Annotated in this window: 17 protein-coding genes; 6 read left to right on the forward strand and 11 right to left on the reverse strand. The window is 74.9% G+C overall.

The window, feature by feature from the left end:
* Positions 1 to 58: 58 nt before the first annotated feature.
* The 3 genes from ACFW6A_RS17860 to ACFW6A_RS17870 form a co-directional block, all read right to left on the reverse strand.
* Positions 59 to 1,066 (reverse strand): AfsR/SARP family transcriptional regulator, encoded by a 1,008-nt coding sequence (locus ACFW6A_RS17860; protein WP_351855564.1) that lies wholly within the window; start codon positions 1,064 to 1,066, stop codon positions 59 to 61.
* Positions 1,067 to 1,403: 337 nt separating this feature from the next.
* Positions 1,404 to 1,871: an anthrone oxygenase family protein gene (locus ACFW6A_RS17865; protein WP_351855561.1), complete on the reverse strand. Its 468-nt coding sequence runs from the start codon at positions 1,869 to 1,871 to the stop codon at positions 1,404 to 1,406.
* A gap of 119 nt (positions 1,872 to 1,990) precedes the next feature.
* Positions 1,991 to 3,568 carry a von Willebrand factor type A domain-containing protein gene (locus ACFW6A_RS17870; protein ID WP_351855558.1) on the reverse strand — a complete coding sequence of 526 codons (1,578 nt, stop codon included), beginning with the start codon at positions 3,566 to 3,568 and terminating at the stop codon, positions 1,991 to 1,993.
* A gap of 287 nt (positions 3,569 to 3,855) precedes the next feature.
* Here ACFW6A_RS17870 and ACFW6A_RS17875 point away from each other — a divergent pair, with 287 nt between their 5' ends.
* Positions 3,856 to 4,572: a DNA-binding response regulator gene (locus tag ACFW6A_RS17875; RefSeq protein ID WP_386641415.1), complete on the forward strand. Its 717-nt coding sequence runs from the start codon at positions 3,856 to 3,858 to the stop codon at positions 4,570 to 4,572.
* 49 nt (positions 4,573 to 4,621) lie between these two features.
* Here the strand turns inward: ACFW6A_RS17875 and ACFW6A_RS17880 are convergent, their stop codons facing one another.
* Together ACFW6A_RS17880 and ACFW6A_RS17885 are read right to left on the reverse strand one after the other, a co-directional pair.
* Positions 4,622 to 5,509, reverse strand: a complete 888-nt coding sequence (locus ACFW6A_RS17880; protein ID WP_351857255.1) for an ABC transporter permease — start codon at positions 5,507 to 5,509, stop codon at positions 4,622 to 4,624.
* Complete coding sequence (locus ACFW6A_RS17885) at positions 5,506 to 8,151, reverse strand: alpha/beta fold hydrolase (RefSeq protein ID WP_351857257.1); 2,646 nt, start codon at positions 8,149 to 8,151, stop codon at positions 5,506 to 5,508. Before ACFW6A_RS17885 ends, ACFW6A_RS17880 begins: the two co-directional genes overlap by 4 nt.
* A 211-nt stretch (positions 8,152 to 8,362) precedes the next feature.
* Between ACFW6A_RS17885 and ACFW6A_RS17890 the strand changes: the two genes are divergently transcribed.
* Positions 8,363 to 8,539 (forward strand): hypothetical protein, encoded by a 177-nt coding sequence (locus ACFW6A_RS17890; protein ID WP_158821969.1) that lies wholly within the window; start codon positions 8,363 to 8,365, stop codon positions 8,537 to 8,539.
* A gap of 162 nt (positions 8,540 to 8,701) precedes the next feature.
* Here the strand turns inward: ACFW6A_RS17890 and mmsA are convergent, their stop codons facing one another.
* The 4 genes from mmsA to iolC form a co-directional block, all read right to left on the reverse strand.
* Positions 8,702 to 10,204 (reverse strand): CoA-acylating methylmalonate-semialdehyde dehydrogenase, encoded by a 1,503-nt coding sequence (gene mmsA, locus ACFW6A_RS17895; protein WP_351845047.1) that lies wholly within the window; start codon positions 10,202 to 10,204, stop codon positions 8,702 to 8,704.
* Positions 10,205 to 10,227: 23 nt separating this feature from the next.
* A complete protein-coding gene (iolD, locus tag ACFW6A_RS17900) occupies positions 10,228 to 12,117 on the reverse strand; it encodes a 3D-(3,5/4)-trihydroxycyclohexane-1,2-dione acylhydrolase (decyclizing) (protein WP_351845049.1) in 1,890 nt (629 codons plus the stop codon).
* Positions 12,114 to 12,935, reverse strand: coding sequence for a 5-deoxy-glucuronate isomerase (gene iolB / locus ACFW6A_RS17905; protein WP_351845051.1), 822 nt, complete (start codon positions 12,933 to 12,935; stop codon positions 12,114 to 12,116). Before iolB ends, iolD begins: the two co-directional genes overlap by 4 nt.
* Before the next feature lie 61 nt (positions 12,936 to 12,996).
* Positions 12,997 to 13,965: a 5-dehydro-2-deoxygluconokinase gene (gene iolC / locus ACFW6A_RS17910; protein WP_351845199.1), complete on the reverse strand. Its 969-nt coding sequence runs from the start codon at positions 13,963 to 13,965 to the stop codon at positions 12,997 to 12,999.
* A 179-nt stretch (positions 13,966 to 14,144) separates the two neighbouring features.
* On the opposite strand from iolC, the gene ACFW6A_RS17915 reads away from it, so the two are divergent.
* Both ACFW6A_RS17915 and ACFW6A_RS17920 read left to right on the forward strand, forming a co-directional pair.
* Positions 14,145 to 15,056: a sugar phosphate isomerase/epimerase gene (locus ACFW6A_RS17915; protein WP_351845053.1), complete on the forward strand. Its 912-nt coding sequence runs from the start codon at positions 14,145 to 14,147 to the stop codon at positions 15,054 to 15,056.
* A 264-nt stretch (positions 15,057 to 15,320) separates the two neighbouring features.
* Positions 15,321 to 15,518 carry a MerR family transcriptional regulator gene (locus tag ACFW6A_RS17920; RefSeq protein WP_351101846.1) on the forward strand — a complete coding sequence of 66 codons (198 nt, stop codon included), beginning with the start codon at positions 15,321 to 15,323 and terminating at the stop codon, positions 15,516 to 15,518.
* Between the two features lie 66 nt (positions 15,519 to 15,584).
* Here ACFW6A_RS17920 and ACFW6A_RS17925 read toward each other — a convergent pair whose 3' ends face one another.
* Positions 15,585 to 17,873, reverse strand: a complete 2,289-nt coding sequence (locus ACFW6A_RS17925; protein WP_351845055.1) for an MMPL family transporter — start codon at positions 17,871 to 17,873, stop codon at positions 15,585 to 15,587.
* 165 nt (positions 17,874 to 18,038) lie between these two features.
* Here ACFW6A_RS17925 and ACFW6A_RS17930 point away from each other — a divergent pair, with 165 nt between their 5' ends.
* Complete coding sequence (locus tag ACFW6A_RS17930; RefSeq protein WP_351845057.1) at positions 18,039 to 18,692, forward strand: TetR/AcrR family transcriptional regulator; 654 nt, start codon at positions 18,039 to 18,041, stop codon at positions 18,690 to 18,692.
* Here ACFW6A_RS17930 and ACFW6A_RS17935 read toward each other — a convergent pair.
* A complete protein-coding gene (locus ACFW6A_RS17935; protein WP_351845059.1) occupies positions 18,670 to 19,878 on the reverse strand; it encodes a cation:proton antiporter in 1,209 nt (402 codons plus the stop codon). The genes ACFW6A_RS17930 and ACFW6A_RS17935 overlap by 23 nt on opposite strands.
* 64 nt (positions 19,879 to 19,942) lie before the next feature.
* On the opposite strand from ACFW6A_RS17935, the gene ACFW6A_RS17940 reads away from it, so the two are divergent.
* On the forward strand, positions 19,943 to 20,887 hold the full coding sequence (locus ACFW6A_RS17940; RefSeq protein ID WP_351845061.1) for a PrsW family glutamic-type intramembrane protease: 945 nt from the start codon (positions 19,943 to 19,945) through the stop codon (positions 20,885 to 20,887).
* The last annotated feature ends 32 nt before the right edge of the window (positions 20,888 to 20,919 follow it).

A 20,919-nucleotide genomic window follows, 5' to 3' on the forward strand; every position in this document is an offset into this window, starting at 1 on the left:
GCCGGTGTCCCTCCGCGGGCGGAGCCGGTGTCCCTCGGCGGGCGGGGCCGACGTTCCGTCAGACGGCGACCGGCATCTCCGCGGTGACGGCGTCCGCGCGGGCCGCCTGAGGCTGGGCGGGGACGCGGGGCAGGGCGGGGCCGTACCAGGTGACGGCCGGCGTCCCGCCGGTGTGCGCGGGCCCGGCGCCGGGGGCGGGGGCGTGGCCGAAGACGTTCCCGCCGGGGGCGCCGGGGAGCGGGGGGTGACCGGCGTTTCCGGCGGCCACGCGCGTGTGGCGGACGGCGAGGACGGTGTGCTGGAGGCGGCGGAGGCGGGCGGAGGGCTCCATGCCGGTCTCCCGGTGGAGGATCGCGCGCAGCCGCTCGTAGACGGCGAGGGCCTCCTCGTGGCGGCCGCAGCGGAGCAGGGCGACCATGAGGTGGGCCTGGAGGGGTTCGTTGGTGGCGTAGCGGGCGGCGAGTCCGGGCAGTTCGGAGAGGATCTCCTCGTGCCGGCCGAGGCCGAGCTGGGCCTCGACCCACTGGTCGAGGACGCTGAGGCGGGCGCTCTCCAGGCGTTCGATCTCGCGGCGCAGGCACGGGCCCGCGGCCACGCCCGCGTAGGGCTCGCCGCGCCAGAGGGCGAGGGCCTCGCCGAGCCGCAGGGAGGCGCGGACCAGGTCGCCGGCGTCCATGGCGCGGTAGCCGGCGCCGGCCGCGCGCTCGAACTGCCCGATGTCGTGGACGCCGACGCCGGTGTCGAGGCGGTAGCCGCCGGGGAGCGAGACGAGGACCGCGTCGGCGGTGCGGCGCTCGGTCCAGCCGCCCGCGGCGCCCTCGTCCTCGGTCTCGTGCAGGGCGCGGGCGATGAGCGCGCGCAGCTCCGCTATGTGGGTCGCGAGTTCGGTCCGCGCGCCGCGCGGGGCGCCGGAGGGCCACAGCTCCTCGGTGAGGACGGTGACGGGGACGACCTGGCCCGCGAAGGCGGTGAGCAGGGCGAGGACCTGGCGCGGCGCGGCCGCGGTCGGGGTGATCGGCACCCCGCCCTCGCGGACCGACAGTCCCCCCAGGATGTGGACGTCCACTATGCCCCCTCGGTGTCTGCGCACGCGGATCCTCGGGTTGATTAAAAAAAGACCCCCCTGGTCATGTCAATAAGAAACCGGAAGGTATGAAATCCGGATCCCTGAAATCGGGGTGATTCACCCTCTTTGATGGGATATAAGGACGGCGGGTTTTCGCCAGGGGCCTGAACTTGATGCATGCCAGCACCATGTTTCGGACTCGGTAGTTTGCTTTTGAAGGGACCCTGCGGATGCGGAAGGGGTGATCTTGGACGAGATCGCGCCACTCCGGAGGACAAGCCGACCCGACGGTCCGTTTCGGCGCCGGGCCGGGAGTGCGGAGGGCCGGGTTCCGGGCTCAGCCGACGGCGGCCGCGGTGAGCAGGCCGAAGGCGACGACGCTCAGGGCCGTACGGACCCGGTGGTGGGCGTTCCAGCGCGGCTCGAAGGCGGCGCGGCTCGCGGCCGGGTCCTCGTCGGACCCCTCCGCGGCGGCGAGGGCCGCGTTCAGCGGGACGTTCCCGACGACCGTGACCAGGTGGTTGAGGACCGCGCAGACGAAACCGGCGAGCACCAGCCAGCGCTGCGCGCCGGTCCGGCCGTCCACCGGCACCAGGTAGGCGGCGAGCGGGAGGACGGCGACGGCGGCGAAGACGGTCAGGAAGACCGCCCTGGGCACCGCCTCGTTCACCCGGCGCATCGCGGTGACGAACGCGGCGTCCGTGAGGCGGCCCAGGGCGGGCATGATCCCGGTGAGGAAGATCAGGAGGAAGCCGGCGTAGAGGCCGGTGCTTCCTACGGCGAGGGCGAGCAGCAGGGTGGCCATGGGGGTCATGATGCCGCCCCCGCGGCGGAGCCGCCCGTTCCCCTCGGGGCCCCTTCCCCGCGCGGGAGGAAGGGTCCCCGGGGGGCGGGCGGACCGGGCGCGCCGAGCGGGGGTACGGCTCAGGCGTACGGGTCCGAGGAGCGGAACTCGCCCTCGCCCGAGGGCCGTTCCCCGATCAGCCGGTCGGCCTGCCGCACCGCCTCTGCCAGCTCGCCGACCACCGCCGAACCGGAACGCGCGCGGATGGAGTCGGCGTACCCGGCCAGTTCGCGCAGGCGGGGCGCGCCCGGCAGCGATCCGCCGCGCAACTCCTCGGCGAAGTAGGCGGAGATCGCGGACAGCCGCAGGCTGTCGTGGCCGGAGTCCCAGAGCCCCGCCGCCAGCGCGCCGGACGCGACCGAGCCCGAACGCTCCCGCGGGGAGCGGGAGTCGGGGTCGAGCCAGCGCACGGTGGCGGTGGCGATCCGGCCGCTCGCGCCGGGCCGGGTCTTCACCACGTACAGGGCGGTGACCGTGTGGCCGGCGCCGACCTCGCCGCCGTCGACCCGGTCGTTCCGGAAGTCCTCGTCGGCGACCTCTCGGTTCTCGTAGCCGATCAGCCGGAACCGCTCCACGGTCTCCCGGTCGAAGGCGACCTGCGCCTTGGCGTCCCGCGCGCGCAGCTCCACCTGGGCGGGCAGCTGGTCGACGAAGACCTTGCGGGCCTGCTCCCGGGTGGAGACGTACGCGGTCTGGCCGTCGCCCCGGTCGGCGAGCCGCTCCATCAGCTCGTCGCCGTACTCGCTGCCGACGCCCACCCCGAAGAGGGTGATGCCGTGCTCCCTGCGCTGCTCGTCGATGCGACCGAGGAGGGCGTCGGCGGCCGTCTCCCCGCTGTTGGCGAGGGCGTCGGAGAGCAGCACGACCCGGTTGGTGGCGCCCTTCCTGTGCCCCTCGGCGGCCACGTCGTAGCCGGTGCGCAGGCCGGCCTCCAGGTTGGTGGAGGAGCGGACGGCGAGGGAGTCGACGGCCTCGCGGACCCGGTGGCGGGCGTCGCCGAGCCGGGTCATCGGCAGCAGGGTCTCGGCCTCGTCGCTGAAGGCCACCAGGGCGACGGAGTCGTCGTCGCGGAGCTCGTCGGCAGTGAGGCGCAGGGCGTGCTGGACGAGGTCGAGGCGGCCGGTCTCGCCCATCGAGCCGGAGACGTCGACGACGAAGGTGAGGGCGGCGGGCGGACGCTCGCCCGCCCGGTCCGCACCCCGGGTGGCGAGGCCGACCCGGACGAGGGACCAGCCCTCGGCGTCCGTGCGGGCGCCGTCGACGGTGACGCTGAAGCCGTCGTCGGCGGGACGGGGGTAGTCGGGGCGGAAGCTGTTGACGAACTCCTCGGGCCGCACAGTGGCGGGGTCGGGCAGCCGGCCGTCCGCGAGCGAGCGTCGGGCGTAGCCGTACGAGGCGGTGTCGACGTCGAGGGCGAAGGTGGAGAGGTAGTCGGGGGCGGGGCTCGGGGCCCGCTGCTCGCCCTCGGGCCCGTCCGCGGACCGCCCGTCGGACGGCGCGGAGGGCGCGGGCGCGGCGGTGCGGCCGCCGTCGGGGACGTGGGGCACGGCCTGGTGGTCGGACGCCGAGCGTTCCTCCCCTGCGGCGCAGCCGCCGAGGAGGAATCCGGCGGCGAGCGCCCCGGCGAGGACGACGTTTCTCCGGTGCGGACGTTTCATGAGCAACTCCCCGTTGTCGCAAGGCTCTTGTCTTTCCGTTACGGACCGGGTCCGGGCGCGGGCCACCACCGGGTGCGGCGGGGAGCCGCGCCCGGCTCCTGCGACTGTGACGAACGGGAGGCGCGCGCGGACCCCGCGAAGGAGTTGCGGATGGATCTCGATGTGGCAACGGAAGGCGGAACGGGAGCCAATGGCATGGAGACGCCACGTTTGTCCACAGGGCTTGTCACCGTACGCAGTCGCATGCGTACATGGAGTGGACATCGATCGGGCGGGGGTGGTCAGCGGTGGCAGAGAGCGCGGGCTCCGTGGTGCTCGCCCGCTCGGCGATGAACCGGGCCGCGACCGAGGGACAGCGGCCGGCGGGGCGCCCGGTCCGGGGCGCGCGGCGCATCAGCGCGGCGCTCGCCGGGCTGGCCGCCTCGACCCGGCACGAGCTGCTGACCTTCGACGACCCGGTGGCCTCGGCGGACCGCGCGATCCCCGAGCCGTTCCTGGAGCTGGCGGGAGCGTGCATGCGCGCGGCGGCGGAGCGGGCCGGGGAGGTGCGGCGGATCGTGCCCCGGCACGCGCTGCCCCGGCTGGAGGACGGGCCGCGGATACCCGGGCGGGCGCGGTTCGCCGACGCGATCCCGTTCAAGCTGATCGTGGTGGACCGGACGGTGGCGGCGGTCCCGCTCGATCTGGAGCTGCTGTACAACGGCCTGCTGCTGATCCGGGACCCGGTGGTGGTGCAGGCCCTGGTGCGGGCCCATCACGCCTGCTGGACGACGGCGGAGGAGCTGGTCCGCGTCCCGCCGCCGCGCCCCGGGGACGCGGCGCCCGAGCCGCTGCGGCCGGTCCTGGAGGCGCTGCTGTCGGGGCTGACGGACGAGGCGGCCGCGGCGCGGCTCGGCATGTCGGCGCGGACGTACAGCCGGCGGGTGGGCGAGCTGCTCGCCGCGCTGGGGACGACGAGCCGCTTCCGCGCGGGCGCGGAAGCGGCTCGGAGGGGGTGGGTGTGAGGGGGTGGTGCGGGGGCGGGGCCGTCCGTGAGGGCCGGCGCGCCCCGGGTCAGGACACGATGTCCTTGCGGGCGAAGCCCCGGAAGGCGAGGGCGAAGAGGACCAGGGCGTAGGTGACGGAGATCGCCGCCCCCTGGGCCATGCCGCCCCATTCCAGCCGGGGCTGGAGGGCGTCGATCCAGGCGAACTGCCAGTGCGCGGGCAGGAAGTCGCGCCAGTCGCCGAGCGCCGTGACCGCGTCCAGGACGTTGCCGACGATGGTCAGGCCGACGGCTCCGCCGACCGCGCCGAGCGGGGCGTCGGTGCGGGTGGAGAGCCAGAAGGCGAGGCCCGCGGTGACCAGTTGGGAGACGAACACGAAGGAGGTGGCGATGAGCAGGCGCAGGACGGCGTCCCCGGCCGGGAGCGCGCCGCCGGTGGGGAGCCGGAGCGGGCCCCAGCCGTAGGCGACCGTGCCGGCGGCGAGCGCGAGGAGCGGCAGGAGGAGGAGCGCGGCGGCGCTGTAGCCGAGCGCGACCGCCAGCTTGGCGGCGAGCAGCCGGGCCCGGGGCACCGGCGCCGCCAGGAGGTAGCGCAGCGAGGACCAGCCGGCCTCGGAGGCGACGGTGTCGCCGCAGAACAGCGCCACGGGGATGACGAGGAGGAAACCGGCGGAGACGAAGAGGCAGGTCGCCGCGAAGTTGGCGCCCGAGGCGGTCGCCGTGTCGATCAGGGTGATCCGGCCGCCGCGGTCGTCGGCGTCGGGGCCGCCGATGGCGAAGGCCACGATCAGGACGAAGGGCAGGGCGGCGAGCACCCCGGCCATCACCAGGGTGCGGCGGCGCTTCCACTGGCGCAGGGCCTCGACGCGCAGCGGCAGGGTGCGCCCGGGGCGGTAGCCGGGGGCGAGGGCCTCCGGGTCGGGTCCGGGGCGGGGGCCGGTGGCCGTCGCGGTCATGCGGATCCTCCGATCAGGGTCAGGAAGGCGTCCTCCAGGCGTCGGTGCGGGCCGACGCCGGTCAGCGGGACGTCCAGGCGGACGAGTTCGCCGATCAGCGCGGTGGCGTCGGCGGGGCCGCCGTCGGGGGTGTCGAGCCGGACGAGGAGGCCGTCCTCGGCGCGGACCGCGGAGCCGACGCCGGGCAGGGCGGCGACCTTCTCGACGAGCGCGTCGGGGACGGGCGCGCCGAGAGTGACGAGCAGGGTGTCCCCGGCGCCGGTGATCTCGGCGACCGGGCCCGCCTGGACCAGCCGGCCGCGGTCCATGACGACGAGGTGGGTGCAGGACTGCTCGACCTCCGCGAGGAGGTGGCTGGAGACGATGACGGTGCGGCCCCCGGCGGCGTACCGGATCATCACCTCCCGCATCTCGCGGATCTGCGGCGGGTCGAGGCCGTTGGTGGGTTCGTCGAGGATGAGGAGGTCGGGCAGGCCCAGCATGGCCTGGGCGATGGCGAGGCGCTGCCGCATGCCCTGCGAGTAGGTGCGGACGGCCCGTTCGAGGGCGCCGCCGAGGTTGGCGATGCGCAGGGCCTCGTCGAGGTGGGCGTCCTCGGCGGGGCGGCCGGTGGCCTTCCAGTACAGCTCCAGGTTCTCCCGGCCGGTGAGGTGCGGCAGGAAGCCGGCGCCCTCGACGAAGGAGCCGACCCGGGAGAGGACCGGAGCGCCGGGGCGGACGGCCTGGCCGAAGACCCGGATCTCGCCCTCGTCGGGGGTGATCAGGCCCATGAGCATGCGCAGGGTGGTGGTCTTGCCGGCGCCGTTGGGGCCGAGGAGGCCGAGGACCTGGCCCTGCTCCACCCGGAAGGAGAGCTCGCGGACCGAGTACCGCTCGCCGCCCCTGTACTTCTTCGACAGGCCGGTGATCCGGAGGGGGACGGAGGCGAGTTCCGGGTCGGGGGCCGGGGTGGCCGTGCGGCGGCGGGCGGTCAGCAGGAGGGCCGCGGCGACGGCGAGGCCGGCGAGCGGCAGGCCCCAGACCCACCAGGGCAGGCCGGCGGCCTGGGTGGCGACGGCGGGTGCGGTGGGCACGGTCAGCGGGCCCTCGACGGCGACGGTGTAGCCGGCGGTGGCGACCGGGGAGGCGTAGCCGAGGTCGGTGGCCGAGACGACGAGCCGGAGCCGGTGGCCGGCCTCCACCTCGTGGTCGACGGCGGGGAGGGTGAGGGTGACGGAGCGGCCCTTTCCGGCGTCCTCGACGCGGACCGGGGCGACGAGCTGGGCGGGCAGCACCTGCTGCCGTCCGTCGGGCCCGACGTCGTACACCTTGCCGAAGAGGACGGCGGAGCCGTCGGGGGCGGTGGAGGTGACCTTGACGCGGACGGTCGGGGTGCCGGTGATCCGGAGCGGTTCGGCCTGCGGGGCGGCGTCGAAGCGGGCGTGCTGGCCGGGGAAGTCGAGGGCGAGGCCGACGCCGAGGGAGGAGGAGAGTCCGCCGAGGCCGCCGCCGAGGCCGGGGACGGAGGAGACGGCGGGCGGGGCGCCGCCGGCCGGGTTGGTGAAGCGCTGCGCCGGTCCGGCGAGGGCCAGTGCGCGGGTGCCCTCGCGCAGGCCCGGGTAGCGGTCGGCGGTGGCGGCGCGCAGGGTGGCGCGGCCGTCGGTGGAGTCGACGCCGCCGGTGCGGCTGACGCGGAAGGCGGGGCCGGTGTCGACGGAGGCGTCCTTCTTCAGCCAGCGGTCGAACCAGGCGGCGGTCCGGTCCTCGACGCGCGCGGCCTCGCGGTCGCCGCCGTCGTGGCCGCCGGCGATCCAGTCGACGGCGACGGGGGCGCCGTTGGCGGCGAGGGCGCGGGCCATGGCGTCGGACTGGTCGAGGGTGAAGAGGGAGTCGTTCTGGCCCTGCACGATGAGGGTGGGGACCTTGACGCGGTCGGCGACGGCGGAGGGGCTGCGGGCTTCGAGCAGGGCGCGGGCTGCGGCGTCGGGCCGCCCGGAGACGGCGACGCGTTCCCTGAGGGCGCAGATCTCGGGGGCGAAGCGGCCGCAGGCGTCGCCCCGGGCGTCGGTGCCCATGGAGAAGAGGATCCCGGACCAGAGCTTCTTGTAGACGCCGTCGGGGAAGAGGGCGTCGGCGAGGTTCCAGTAGGTGATCTGGGGGGCGATGGCGTCGATGCGCGGGTCGTGTCCGGCGGCGAGGAGGGAGATCGCGCCGCCGTAGGAGGCGCCGCCGACGCCGACGCGCGGGTCGCCCTGGCGGTCGAGCAGAACCTCGGGGCGGGCGGCGAGCCAGTCGACGAGGCCGCGGACGTCCTGGACCTCGTGCGCGGGGTCGTTGAGGCCGATCTTCCCGCCGGAGGCGCCGAAGCCGCGGGCGGACCAGGTGAGGACGGCGTAGCCGTCGCGGGCGAGCCGTTCGGCCTGGGGGCGGACGTCGTCCTTGGAGCCGCCGAAGCCGTGCGCGAGCAGGACGGCGGGGCGGCGGCCGGCGGCGCCGGCGGTGAAGTACGAGGTGTCGATCCGCACCCCGTCGAGGGTGAGGGCCCGGTCCTCGCGCTGGACGGGCGGGGGTTCGTCCAGCGCGGCGGCGGTCCAGGTGCCGGCGCCCGCGAGGACGGCGAGGGCGGCGGTGACCGCGGCCCACCGGGGAAGTCGGAGTCGCATGGTCCCGAGCCTAGGCGGCCCGTCGGTGCGGCGGCGGCGCCCCGGGGCGGAGATGCCCGGCCTCCTGGAGGCGTAGGCCGTCCGGTCCGCGTACAGCGGTCGCGGTACGCCCGGGCGGCGGGGACCTCCACCCGATCGCGTCTCCCGGCGTGCGGCGGGCCGGGGGGTGCCGAAGAGTCGTGGCGAACACCCCCACTTCGAAGGAGAGAACATGCTTCGGCGCATCTCGATCGCTCTGGCCGGTCTGCTCGCTGTCGGCTTCATCGCCGCCTCCCCGGCGGCCGCGCACGCCGGCGACGTGGACGGCTGCTGGTTCAGCGCGGTCGAAGCCTCGGCGGGCAGCGTCCACGTGTCGGACTTCGACGCCACCTGCTGGCACGTGGGCTGACCCGCGGTCCGGTCGACCGCTCCGGGCGGGCACCCTTCGGGGTGCCCGCCCGGCGGCACGCGCGGCGGCACGCGCGGCGGCACGCGCGGCGGCACGCGCGGCGGCACGCGCGGCGGCCCCGGGCGCGGTGTGCGCCCGGGGCCGCCGTGGGCCCACGAGGGGTCAGTGGTTGCGCGGGAAGCCCAGGTCCACGCCGGCGGGGGCGTCGGCCGGGTCGGGCCAGCGGGTGGTGACGACCTTGCCGCGGGTGTAGAAGTGCACGCCGTCGTTGCCGTAGATGTGGTGGTCGCCGAAGAGCGAGTCCTTCCAGCCACCGAAGGAGTGGTAGCCCACCGGCACCGGGATCGGCACGTTGACGCCGACCATGCCGGCCTCGACCTCCAGCTGGAAGCGGCGGGCGGCGCCGCCGTCGCGGGTGAAGATCGCGGTGCCGTTGCCGAACTTCGAGGCGTTGATGAGGGCGAGGCCCTCCTCGTACGTCTCGGCGCGCAGCACGCACAGGACCGGGCCGAAGATCTCGTCCTGGTAGGCCTTGGCGGTGGTCGGCACGTGGTCCAGGAGGGAGAGGCCGATCCAGTGGCCGTCCTCGTACCCCTCGACCGTGTAGCCGGTGCCGTCGAGGACGACGCGGCAGCCCTCGGCCTCGGCGCCGTGGACGTAGGAGGCGACCTTGTCGCGGTGGACGGCCGTGATGAGCGGGCCCATCTCGGAGGTGGGGTCGGTGCCGGGACCGATCTTGATCTTCTCGGCGCGCTCGCGGATCTTCTCGACCAGCTCGTCGCCGATGGCGCCGACGGCCACGACCGCGGAGATCGCCATGCAGCGCTCGCCGGCGGAGCCGTACGCGGCGGAGACGGCGGCGTCGGCCGCGGCGTCGAGGTCGGCGTCCGGGAGGACCAGCATGTGGTTCTTGGCGCCGCCGAGCGCCTGGACGCGCTTGCCGTTGGCGGAGGCGGTGGTGTGGATGTACCTGGCGATCGGGGTCGAGCCGACGAAGGAGATCGCGGCGACGTCCGGGTGCTCCAGGAGGCGGTCGACGGCGACCTTGTCGCCGTGCAGGACGTTGAAGACGCCGTCCGGCAGACCGGCCTCGGCGAGCAGCTCGGCGATCTTGAGGGAGGGCGACGGGTCCTTCTCGCTCGGCTTGAGGACGAAGGTGTTGCCGGTCGCGATGGCGATCGGGAACATCCACATCGGGACCATGGCCGGGAAGTTGAAGGGCGTGATGCCGGCGACGACGCCGACCGGCTGGCGGATCGAGGCCACGTCCACGCGGTTCGACACCTGGGTGGACAGCTCGCCCTTGAGCTGGGTGGTGATGCCGCAGGCCAGGTCGACGATCTCCAGGCCGCGGGCGACCTCGCCGAGGGCGTCGGAGTGGACCTTGCCGTGCTCGGCGACGATCAGCTCGGCGATGGCGTCGCGGTTGGCGTCGAGCAGCGCGCGGAACTTGAAGAGGATCGTGGTGCGCTGGGCCAGCGAGGAGGTGCCCCAGGTGGCGAAGGCGTCCTTCGCGGCGGCGACGGCCGCGTCGACCTCCTCCACCGAGGCGAGGGCGACCTGCGTGGTGACGGCGCCGGTGGCCGGGTCGGTGACCGGGCCCCAGTTGCCCGACGTGCCCTCGACGGTCTTGCCACCGATCCAGTGGTGGACGCTCTTCGTCATGACGTGTTACTCCTTCGGGGCCTTCAGAGATGGCGGCGTCGGGCGGTGACGTGCCGGTCGTACTCCTCGCGGGCCTTGACCGCCGACGGGCGGGTCGAGATCTCGGCCACGGGCACATCCCACCACGCCTGGGCCGGGGGCGGGCCCGACACACTGTCTGCCGTTTCGGTCTCGACGTAGACACATGTGGGATCCGTGGCGGCGCGGGCGTCCGCGAGGGCTTCCCGCAGGTCACGGATGGTGCGGGGGCGCAGCACCCGCATCCCGAGGGACGCGGCGTTGGCCCCGAGGTCGACGGGGAGCGGGGGGCCGGTGAAGGCTCCGTCGGCGGCGCGCAGGCGGTAGTCGGTGCCGTACCGCTCGGCGCCGACCGCCTCGGAGAGGCCGCCGATGGAGGCGTACCCGTGGTTCTGGAGGACCACCAGCTTCAGCGGCAGCCGCTCCTGCACGGCGGTGACGATCTCGGTGGGGTTCATCAGGTACGTGCCGTCCCCGACGAGCGCCCAGACGGGCCGGCCGGGGTCGGCGAGGAGGACGCCGATCGCGGCGGGGATCTCGTAGCCCATGCAGGAGTAGCCGTACTCGACGTGGTACTGGTCGCGGGAGCGGGTCCGCCACAGCCTGTGGAGGTCGCCGGGGAGCGAGCCGGCGGCGTTGACCAGGACGTCGGTGTGGTCCACCAGGGCGTCGAGCACGCCGAGGACCTGCGCCTGGGTGGGGCGGGCGGTCTCGTCGGGGGCGGCGTAGGCGGCGGTGACGCGGGCCTCCCAGCGGAGCTTCTCCTCGGCGTACTCGTGGACGTAGGGGGCGGCCACGTGGTGCGGGGCGAGGAGGGCGTGGAGCCGTTCGATCCCCTCGCGGGCGTCCGCGACCAGGGGCAGCGCCGCCAGCTTGTGCGCGTCGAAGGCGGCGACGTTGAGGTGGACGAACCGCACGGCGGGGTGGCCGAAGAGGGTCCCGGAGGCGGTGGTGAAGTCCGTCCAGCGGGTGCCGATGCCGAGGACCACGTCGGCCGTGCGGGCCAGGCGGTCGGCGACGGCGGTGCCGGTGTGGCCGACGGCCCCGACGTCCTGGGGGTGGTCGTGGGGCAGCGCGCCCTTGCCGGCCTGGGTGGAGGCGACCGGGATGCCGGTCAGCGAGGCGAACGCGGCCAGCGCCGCCTCGGCGCCGCTGTGCCGGACGCCGCCCCCGGCGACGATCAGCGGGCGGGCGGCCCCGCGGAGCGCGTCGGCGGCCGCGTCCAGCTCGTGCCCGTCCGGCGCGGCGCGACGGATCCGCCAGGTCCGCTCGGCGAGGAACGCCTCGGGCCAGTCGTACGCCTCCGCCTGGACGTCCTGCGGGAGGGCGAGGGTGACGGCGCCGGTGGCGGCGGGGTCGGTGAGGACCCGCATCGCCTCGAGCGCGGCCGGGATCAGCGCCTCGGGGCGGACGATCCGGTCGAAGTAGCGGGAGACGGGCCGCAGGCAGTCGTTGACGGAGACGTCGCCGGCGTACGGCACCTGGAGCTGCTGGAGGACCGGGTCGGCGGGGCGGGTGGCGAAGGTGTCGCCGGGGAGCAGCAGCACCGGGAGGTGGTTGACGGTGGCGAGGGCGGCGCCGGTGACGAGGTTGGTGGCGCCGGGGCCGATGGAGGTGGTGACGGCGTGGGCGGAGAGCCGGCCGGTCTGGCGGGCGTGGCCGACGGCGGCGTGCACCATGGCCTGCTCGTTGCGGCCCTGGTGGAAGGGCATGGCGTCGGCGTGCTCGACGAGCGCCTGGCCGATCCCGGCGACGTTGCCGTGGCCGAGGATTCCCCAGGTGGCGGCGATGAGCCGGCGCCGGTCGCCGTCGCGCTCGGCGTACTGGGCGGCGAGGAAGCGCACCAGGGCCTGGGCGACGGTGAGGCGGACGGTGCCGGTGGGGCGGACGCTCACGCGTATCCCTCCGTGTGGTCGGGGTGGAAGCTGATCCGCCACTCCCGGGCGGGGCCGGGTCCGGCCATGACGTTGAGGTAGTAGAGGTCGTGGCCGGGCTGGGCGATGGAGGGGCCGTGCCAGCCGTCGGGGACGAGGACGGCGTCGCCGCCGCGGACCTCGGCGAGCAGTTCGGCGCCGCCGGGCCGGGAGGGCGAGATCCGCTGGTAGGCGTAGCCGCGCGGGTCCTCGATCTCGTAGTAGTAGATCTCCTCCAGGACGGACTCGGTCCCGGGGCGGTGCTCGTCGTGCTTGTGCGGCGGGTAGGAGGACCAGTGGCCGCCGGGGGTGATCACCTCGACGGCGATCAGCCGGTCGCAGGGGAAGGCGTCGGCCGAGGCGAAGTTCCGCACGGTGCGGGCGCGGTCGCCGCTGCCGCGGGTCTCCACGGGAACCTCCGGCGCGGGGCCGTAGCGGGCGGGGAGTCGTCGCTCGCAGTTCGCTCCTGCCAAAGCGAAGCGGCCTCCCGCGCCGGAGGCGATCTGGGCGTGGGCGTCGCGCGGTACGTAGACGAAGTCGGACACGGAGGCGAACACGCTTCTCCGGCCCCCGAGTTCGAAAAGCTCCCCGTCGACGCGCACGGTACAGGCACCGGCGAGGGGAAGCACCACCCACTCGGCGTCCGCGGTGTCGAAAGTGTGTTCTGCCCCCGGCGGGAGGTCGAGGACGCGGAGCGCGGAACGGCTCCATCCGGCGGCCCCCGGGTCGATGTCCAGGGCGTACGGACCCCGGGCTGCGGTCCCGGCGGGGAGGTGGAGGCGGCGGTCGGGGCTGGTCATGTGCGGGGGTCCTCGGTGGGGAGGAGACGGGGGGCGGGGGCCCGGCGGCGGGGCGGGGCGGTCACCGGCGGGGGGCCTCCGGCGGGAGCGTGCCCGAGCCGGCCGCGAGGGCGCGGTCGATCTCGGCGGCGTCCGGCATGGCGGGGGCGCAGCCCAGGCGGCCGGCGACGATCGAGCCGGCGGCGCCCGCGCGGCGCAGGGTCTCCTCCAGCGGGAGCCCGGCGAGGAGGCCGTCGACGAGCGCGCCGCCGAAGGCGTCTCCGGCGCCGAGGCCGTTGACGACCTCGACCGGCAGCGGCGGGACGGCGGCGCGGCGCCCGTCGGCGGCGAGCGCGAGGACTCCCTCGGGCCCGCGCTTGACCACGGCCAGCCGGAGGCCGTCGCCGGGGGCGAGGAGGCCGAGGAGGGCGCGGGCGGCGGCCTCCGGGTCGCGGGCGCCGGTGGCGACCTCGCACTCCTCGGCGTTGCCCACGGCGACGGTGGCGTGCCGCAGGGCCTCGGTGTAGTGGGGGCGGGCGGTGGCCGGGTCCGGCCAGAAGGCGGGGCGCCAGTCGAGGTCGAGGACGGTGTGGGCGCGGCCGGCGCGGGCCCGCAGGGCGGTGAGGGTGGCGGCGCGGCTGGGCTCCTCGCTGAGGCCGGTGCCGGTGGCCCACAGGACGCGGGCGGCGCGCAGCGCGTCGAGGTCCAGCTCGTGCGGGTGGATCTCCAGGTCGGGGGCCTTGGGGCGGCGGTAGAAGGTGAGGGGGAAGTCGTCCGGCGGGAAGAGGGCGCAGAAGGTGACGGGCGTGGGATGGCCGGGGACCTCGGTGACCCAGCGGGCGTCCACCGCGCACTCCTTCAGCTCGCGCCGGAGGTAGGTGCCGAAGGCGTCGGCGCCGGTGCGGCTGACGAGGGCGGTGCGCCGGCCCAGCCGGGCGGCGGCGACGGCCACGTTGGCCGGGGAGCCGCCGAGGAACCGGCGGAAGGTCTCGACCCGGTCGAGTCCGACGCCGCTCTGGAGGGGGTAGAGGTCCACGCCGAGCCGCCCCATGGTGATCAGCTCGTACGGCTCCGACTCCACCCGTGCCACCTCTCGACTCCGGCGCCCGCTCCCAGGTCTAACCCTCCTCCGGGAGGCGTGTCAACGACATGTCCGGACATTCGGGCGCGCCCCGGGCGGGTCCGGCGGCCGTCTTGACGCTGCTCCGGGGCGGGGTCAAGGTGGCTGGCATGACGAAGCCGTCGCCGTCGCCGTCCCGCATCCGGATCGGATCCGCCCCGGACTCCTGGGGGGTGTGGTTCCCCGACGATCCCCGGCAGGTGCCGTGGCAGCGGTTCCTCGACGAGGTGGCGGGCTCCGGGTACGAGTGGATCGAGCTGGGGCCGTACGGCTATCTGCCCACCGATCCGGCGCTGCTCGCCGAGGAGACCTCCCGGCGCGGGCTGCGGGTGTCGGCGGGCACCGTCTTCACCGGGCTGCACCACGGGCCGTCCGTGTGGGAGCGGACCTGGGCGCACGTCGCGGAGAACGCGGCCCTGGCGCAGGCCGTGGGGGCCCGGCACCTGGTGGTGATCCCCTCCTTCTGGCGGGACGACAGGACCGGCGCGGTGCTGGAGGACCGGGTGCTGACGCCGGAGCAGTGGCGGCACCTGACGGCGCTGACCGAGCGGCTGGGGCGGGAGGTGCGGGAGCGGTACGGGCTGCGGATCGTGGTCCATCCGCACGCCGACACCCATCTCGACGACGAGGAGAGCGTGACCCGCTTCCTCGACGCCACCGATCCGGACGCGGTGGCGCTCTGCCTGGACACCGGGCACTACGCGTACGCGGGCGGGGACAGCGTCAAGCTGATCGAGACCTACGGGGAGCGCATCGGCTACCTCCATCTGAAGCAGGTGGATCCGGTGGTGCTCGCGGAGGTGCGGGCCGAGGGGCTGCCGTTCGGCCCGGCGGTGGCCCGGGGCGTGATGTGCGAGCCGCCGGCCGGGGTGCCGGCCCTGGAGCCGGTCCTGGCCGCCGCCGCGGCGCTGGGCACGGAGCTCTTCGCGATCGTGGAACAGGACATGTACCCGTGCGAGCCGGACGCCCCCTATCCGATCGCCCTGCGCACCCGCGGCTACCTCCGCTCCTGCGGGGTGTAGTCCCGCGGGGCCCGGCGGCTCCGGCGCACGGGGGCGCGCCGTGGTGACCGTGCGTCACTTCTGTCACGGCCTTCGCGCCCCCGTCACACGTGTCTCCGTTACGCGGGCTTCGTGTCACAGGCGTTCGACAGCCGCTTCCCGGCGGTCCGGAAGGGTCGTTCACCGGGCACAGGACCGGTGATCACCGACGCCACCGCCCGCAGCGCCCCCGAACGGCACCCCCCGCCACCGCTGCGCGGCACGGGGCGTGAGGGAGGTACAGGCATGACGGACAGAAGCCTCTGGACGTACAAGGACATCGCCGCGCACATCCGGGTGCAGCCCGACACCGTCCGCTCCTACCGGAAGCACGGGCTGCTGCCGCCACCCGACCGCGTGGAGTCCGGCAAGCCCTTCTGGTACGCGGACACCGTGCGCGCCTGGGTCGCGAGCCGTCCGGGCAACCGGGCGCGCCGCGACTGATCCGCGCTCCCCCGCGCCGTGCGGCGCCGGCTCCCGGTGGTCCGGGGGCCGGCGCCGCGCGGCGTCTCAGCCCCGGGCGCCGACGGGCTCGCGTATCTCCCCCGGGTCGCCGGCCGTCGTGTCTGGCGCGGCCGGTGCCCCGGACTCGCTGATGCCGAAGCGGTCGTGGAAGCGGCGCAGCGGCCCGGGGGCCCACCAGGTGAGGCGGCCGGTGAGCTTCATGACCGAGGGGACGAGGAGGCTGCGGACGACCATGGCGTCCATGACGACGGCGAGGGCGACGCCGAGGCCCAGCATCTTGGTGTTGGTGACCCGGGAGGTGCCGATGGCGACCATGACGACGGCGAGGATGACGGCGGCGGCGGTGATGAGGCCGCCGGTGCGGGCGAGGCCGAAGCGGACGGCGCCCTCGTGGTCGCCGGTGGTGTCGTACTCCTCCTTGATCCGGGAGAGCAGGAAGACGCCGTAGTCCATGGAGAGGCCGAAGGCCACGCAGAACATGAGGACCGGCAGGGTGGTCTCGATGTCGCCGGTGGCGGTGAAGCCGAGGAGGCCGGAGAGGTGTCCGTCCTGGAAGACCCAGACGACGGCGCCGAACATCGCGGTGAGGCTGAGGGCGTTGAGGACGACGGCCTGGACGGGGATGACGACGCTGCCGGTGAGCAGGAAGACCAGCAGCAGGGTGACGAGGACGATGATGCCCGCGGCCCAGGGCAGCCGCTCGCCGATGGCGTCCTTGGAGTCGACGAGGACGGCGGCCTGTCCGGTGACGGAGGTGTCGAAGGGGGCTTCGGCGGCGCGCAGTTCGCCGACGGCCCGCTGGGCGGCGGTGCCGGCGCCGGGGCCTTCGGGGACGACGCTGTAGTAGGCGTGGGCGTCCGCTCCGGTGCCGGAGACGACGGGGCCGTCGACACGGACGACGCCGTCGAGGGCGGCGATCCGCTCGCGGTAGGCGCCGTACTCGGCGGGGGTGGCGGGGCCCTGGGCGAGGACGGTGAGGCTGCCGCCGGGGTCGCCGGGGAAGCCTTCGCGCAGCTCCTCCTGGACGATCCGGGAGGTGGCGGTGGCGGGCAGCTGCCGGTCGTCGGCGGTGCCGAACTTCACGCCGAGGAAGGGCAGTCCGAGCAGGACGAGGCCGGCGGTGGTGAGGACGGCGAAGACGGGGGCCCTGCGCATCACCAGGCCGGCCGCCCGGGACCAGCCGGCGCCCGCCGGGGCGTCCTTCGCGGGGACGCGGCGGCGCCGGAGCAGGCGGCGCAGGTCGAGGGCGTCGACCCGGTGGCCGAGGAGCACGAGGGCGGCCGGGAGCAGGGTGAGGGCGGCGGCCGCGGCGAGCAGGACGACGGCGATGCCCGCGTAGGCGAAGGAGCGCAGGAAGTACTGCGGGAAGACGAGCATGGCGGCGAGCGAGACGGCGACGGTGAGGGCGGAGAAGAGCACGGTCCGCCCGGCGGTGCGCAGGGTGGTGCGGACGGCGGCGGCCGGTGCGGCGCCCGCGGCGAGCTCCTCGCGGTAGCGGCGGACCACGAAGAGCGCGTAGTCGATGGCGAGGCCGAGGCCGAGCGCGGTGGTGAGGTTCTGCGCGAAGACGGAGACGTCGGTGAACTCGGTGAGGCCGCGCAGCACGGCGTTGGTGCCGAGGATGGCGACGATGCCGACGCCGAGCGGCAGCAGGGCGGCGACGGCGCTGCCGAAGACCATGACGAGCAGGACCAGGGTGAGCGGCAGGGCGATCAGCTCGGCCCGCAGCAGGTCCTCCTGGATGATCGTCTGCATCTCGTGGCGGACGGCGAGGCCGCCGCCGAGGGTGACCTCGACGGGCCCCCGGGTGCCCCGGTAGGAGGGGGCGATCCGGTCGAGGACCTCGCCGGCCGCCTTCTCCTCGCCGGCGATCCGGGCGGCGACGACGGCCTGGGTGCCGTCCTCGGAGCGCAGTGCGGGCGAGCCGGTGGTCCAGTAGGAGCCGACGCCCTCGACGCCGGGCTCGGCGGCGAGCCGCTCGGTGAGCCGGCGGGCCTCGGCGGCCACGGCGGGGTCGTCGACCCCGGCCTTCCCGGCGTCGACGAGGAGCAGCAGATTGGGCTGGGAGCCGGGGAACTCCCGCTCCAGCGCCTCGGTGGCGTAGGTGGATTCGGCGGCCGGGTCCTCCCAGCCGCCGCTGCCCATCCGGTCGCCGACGCCGCCGCCCGCGAGGACCGCGAGGGCGGTGAGGACGAGGGCGACGAGCAGGGTGAGCCGGGGCCGCGCGGTCACCAGCCCCGTCCATCCCCCGCCGGGTGCTCCGGCGGGCCGCCCGGCCGGGCCGCCACCCGGGTCCCCGCCCCGCGCGGGGGCCGGATTCTTGACTTCGGACATGACGCGGTGTCCCCTTCACCGTGGCCCCCGCTCTCGCTTCCCGGCAGGTCGCGGGGGCCGCCCATTGCCATAGACTGGCAAACACGAGTGATCTCTCGCGTTTCTCTAGAATGCGAGCGACCTCTCGTGTTTGTCAACGCGTATCGAGGGAGGCCGGGGACGGACATGCCCGAGGACCCCAAGCCGCGCCGCCGCCAGGCGCGCGGCGAACGCCGCATCGCCCAGCTGCTCCAGGCCGCCGCGGACGTCTTCTGCGCCCAGGGCTACACGGCCACCAGCACCAACGCGATCGCCCGCGAGGCCAAGGTCTCGCCGGGCACGCTCTACCAGTACTTCCCCAACAAGGAGGCGATCGCCGTCGAGCTCGGCGGCCGCCTCATCCACGAGATGCGCGAGCGGCACGGCCAGGTCTTCACCCCGGAGAACGTGGCGCTGCCGCTGCCGGAGCTGATCGACGCGGTCCTCGACCCGATGATCGAGTTCAACTGCCTCAACCCGGCCTTCCTCGCCCTGATGCACGGCTCCGACGTGCCCGGCCGGATCGCCGAGGAGCACGACGAGCTGCACGCCTCGCTGCTCTCCCAGGTCCGCGGGCTGATCGGCGCGCGGGCCGTCCCCACCCTGCCCGCCGAGGAGCTGGACTCGGTCGCCGACATGGCCTTCGCCGTCTTCAAGGGCGGCCTCGCCCTGATCGTCGCCGCCCCCGAGGGCCCCGTCAGGGACCGGGCCGTCGCCGAGCTGAAGAAGGTCCTGCTCCGCTACCTGGGCCCGCTCCTCGCCGGGGAGGGGGCCGGGGTCACCACGACTCCGACCCGCTGACCGCCTCCTCCGGCACCCGGTCCCGGCCGGCCCGGATCCGCAGCGCCAGCAGCGGGAGGACCAGCACGGAGACCATGCCGGCGCCCACCAGCGCCGCCGCCTCGCCCGCCGACAGGGCCTTGTCGTCCACGCCGATGGTGGTGATGGCGACGACGAGCGGCAGCGCGGTGGAGCCGTACAGCACCAGCGCGCCCCGGTCCTTGCGGTCGAGGTCGCGCGGGGCGAGGAACCACATCGGGCCGCCGCGCACCACCAGGAAGAGCACCAGGAAGACCGGCAGGAGCAGCAGCGTCCGGCCGCCGGAGAGCAGCGAGTCCAGGTCGAACTCGATGCCGGTGACGACGAAGAAGACCGGCACCAGGAAGCCGAAGCCGACCCCCTCCACCTTCTCCAGGATCTCCGGGCCCGCCTCGGGCGCGGCCCCGGTGAGCACCAGCCGGGTGATGAGTCCGGCGGCGAAGGCGCCGAGGAGGACGTCGAGGCCGAGGGCCGTGGAGGCGCCGAGCATCAGGGCGAGGAGCAGGAAGACGAAGCGGACCGCGAACTGGCCGCTGGTGTGCAGGGTCTTGGCGATGACGCGCGCGAACCACGGGGGCCGGGGCCGCAGCGCCCAGTAGACGGCGGCCGCGGTGAGCGCGGCGAAGACGGCGAGCAGCACCGTGGACTCGGCGGCGGTGCGCCCGCTGAGCAGCAGCGCCATGGCGATGATCGGGCCGAACTCGCCGACCGCGCCGAAGGCCATCACGACCGAGCCGAAGCGGCCGCGCAGTCCGCCGGAGTCCCGCAGCACGGGCAGGACGGTGCCGAGGGCGGTGCTGGTGAGGGCCACCCCGATGAAGACGCCGGTGGAGTAGCCCCCGCCGAGCAGGATGCCGGCGGTGAGCCCGAGGGCGAGGGCGGCCAGCCAGGCCCACACCGAGCGCCTGAGGGTGTCGCCGCGGACCTTGCCGAACTCGATCTCGTACCCCGCCAGGAAGATCAGCATGGTGAGGCCGAGCTCGGAGAGGCCGTCGATCAGCTCGTCGGAGCGGGCCCAGTCGAGGACGTCGGGGCCGACGCAGATGCCGAGGAGGATCTCGAAGACGGCGAGCGGCACGGGGACGCGGCGGCCCACCCAATAGGCCAGCAGGGGCGCCAGGACGGCGATCACCATGATCAGGACGAGCGTGCTCCCCGAATGCGACATATCGGGTATCTACCATAGGCTCCGGTCAGATGCCCTGTCGGCGGAGGGACGTGGAGGCCCGCGGATGTACGACTACCGGACGACGCCCCAGCCCCCTCCCCCGCCCCAGGCCCCGCCGCCGGAGACCGGGCCGCGCCCCGGCCTGTGGAAGCGCTGCCTCGGGGGCGGACTGGCCCTGTGGGCGCTGACCGCCGTGGTCACCTACGCCACCGCCAACACGACGCTGCTGCCCACCCTGATCCTGCTGGGCAGCTTCCTGGTCCCGGGCGTCTTCGTCCTGTGGGCGTACGAGCGGCACGGCCGCGACCTCGGGCTGCCGGTGATCCTCGGCTGTTTCGTCACCGGCGGCGTCCTGGGCGTCCTGGGCGCCTCGGTCATGGAGTACTACCTGCTCCACCCGTCGCTGTGGATGTTCGTCGGGGTGGGGCTGATCGAGGAGGCGGTGAAGCTCGCCGCCCTGATGTTCGTCGTCCGCCACCGGCCGCGGCTGCGCGGCCGGCGCGCCGGCCTGGTGCTCGGCGGGACGGTCGGCTTCGGCTTCGCCGCCTTCGAGAGCGCGGGGTACGCCTTCAACGCGGCCGTCACCATGGACGGCATCGACCTGCGCTCCCTGCTGGAGACGGAGATCCTGCGCGGGGTGCTCGCCCCCTTCGGGCACGGCCTGTGGACGGCGATCGCCGGCGCGGTGCTCTTCTCCTTCCGCCGCCCCGACGGCCGCTTCCGCCTCGCCGGACCGGTCGTCGGCGCGTACCTGGGGGTGGCGGCGCTGCACGCGCTCTGGGACTCGATGCACGGGATCGCCCTCTGGCTGGTGCTGCGGACGACCGCCACGGACCTGGACCGCTCGCTCTTCGCGCAGGGGTACATCCCGCAGCCCACGGCCGAGCAGGAACACCTCTTCACCCTCTTCTCGGTGGGCGGTCTGGTGCTGGTGACACTGGTGGGGCTGGCGTGGCTGAGATCGCTCGCCCGACGCGCGCCGGACCCGACTGGCCTTTATACCCCCTAGGGGTATAGCATCGACGACGTAAGGCTCCGAAC

The sequence above is a fragment of the Streptomyces sp. NPDC058758 genome (assembly GCF_042746075.1).
Classification (GTDB): Bacteria; Actinomycetota; Actinomycetes; order Streptomycetales; family Streptomycetaceae; genus Streptomyces.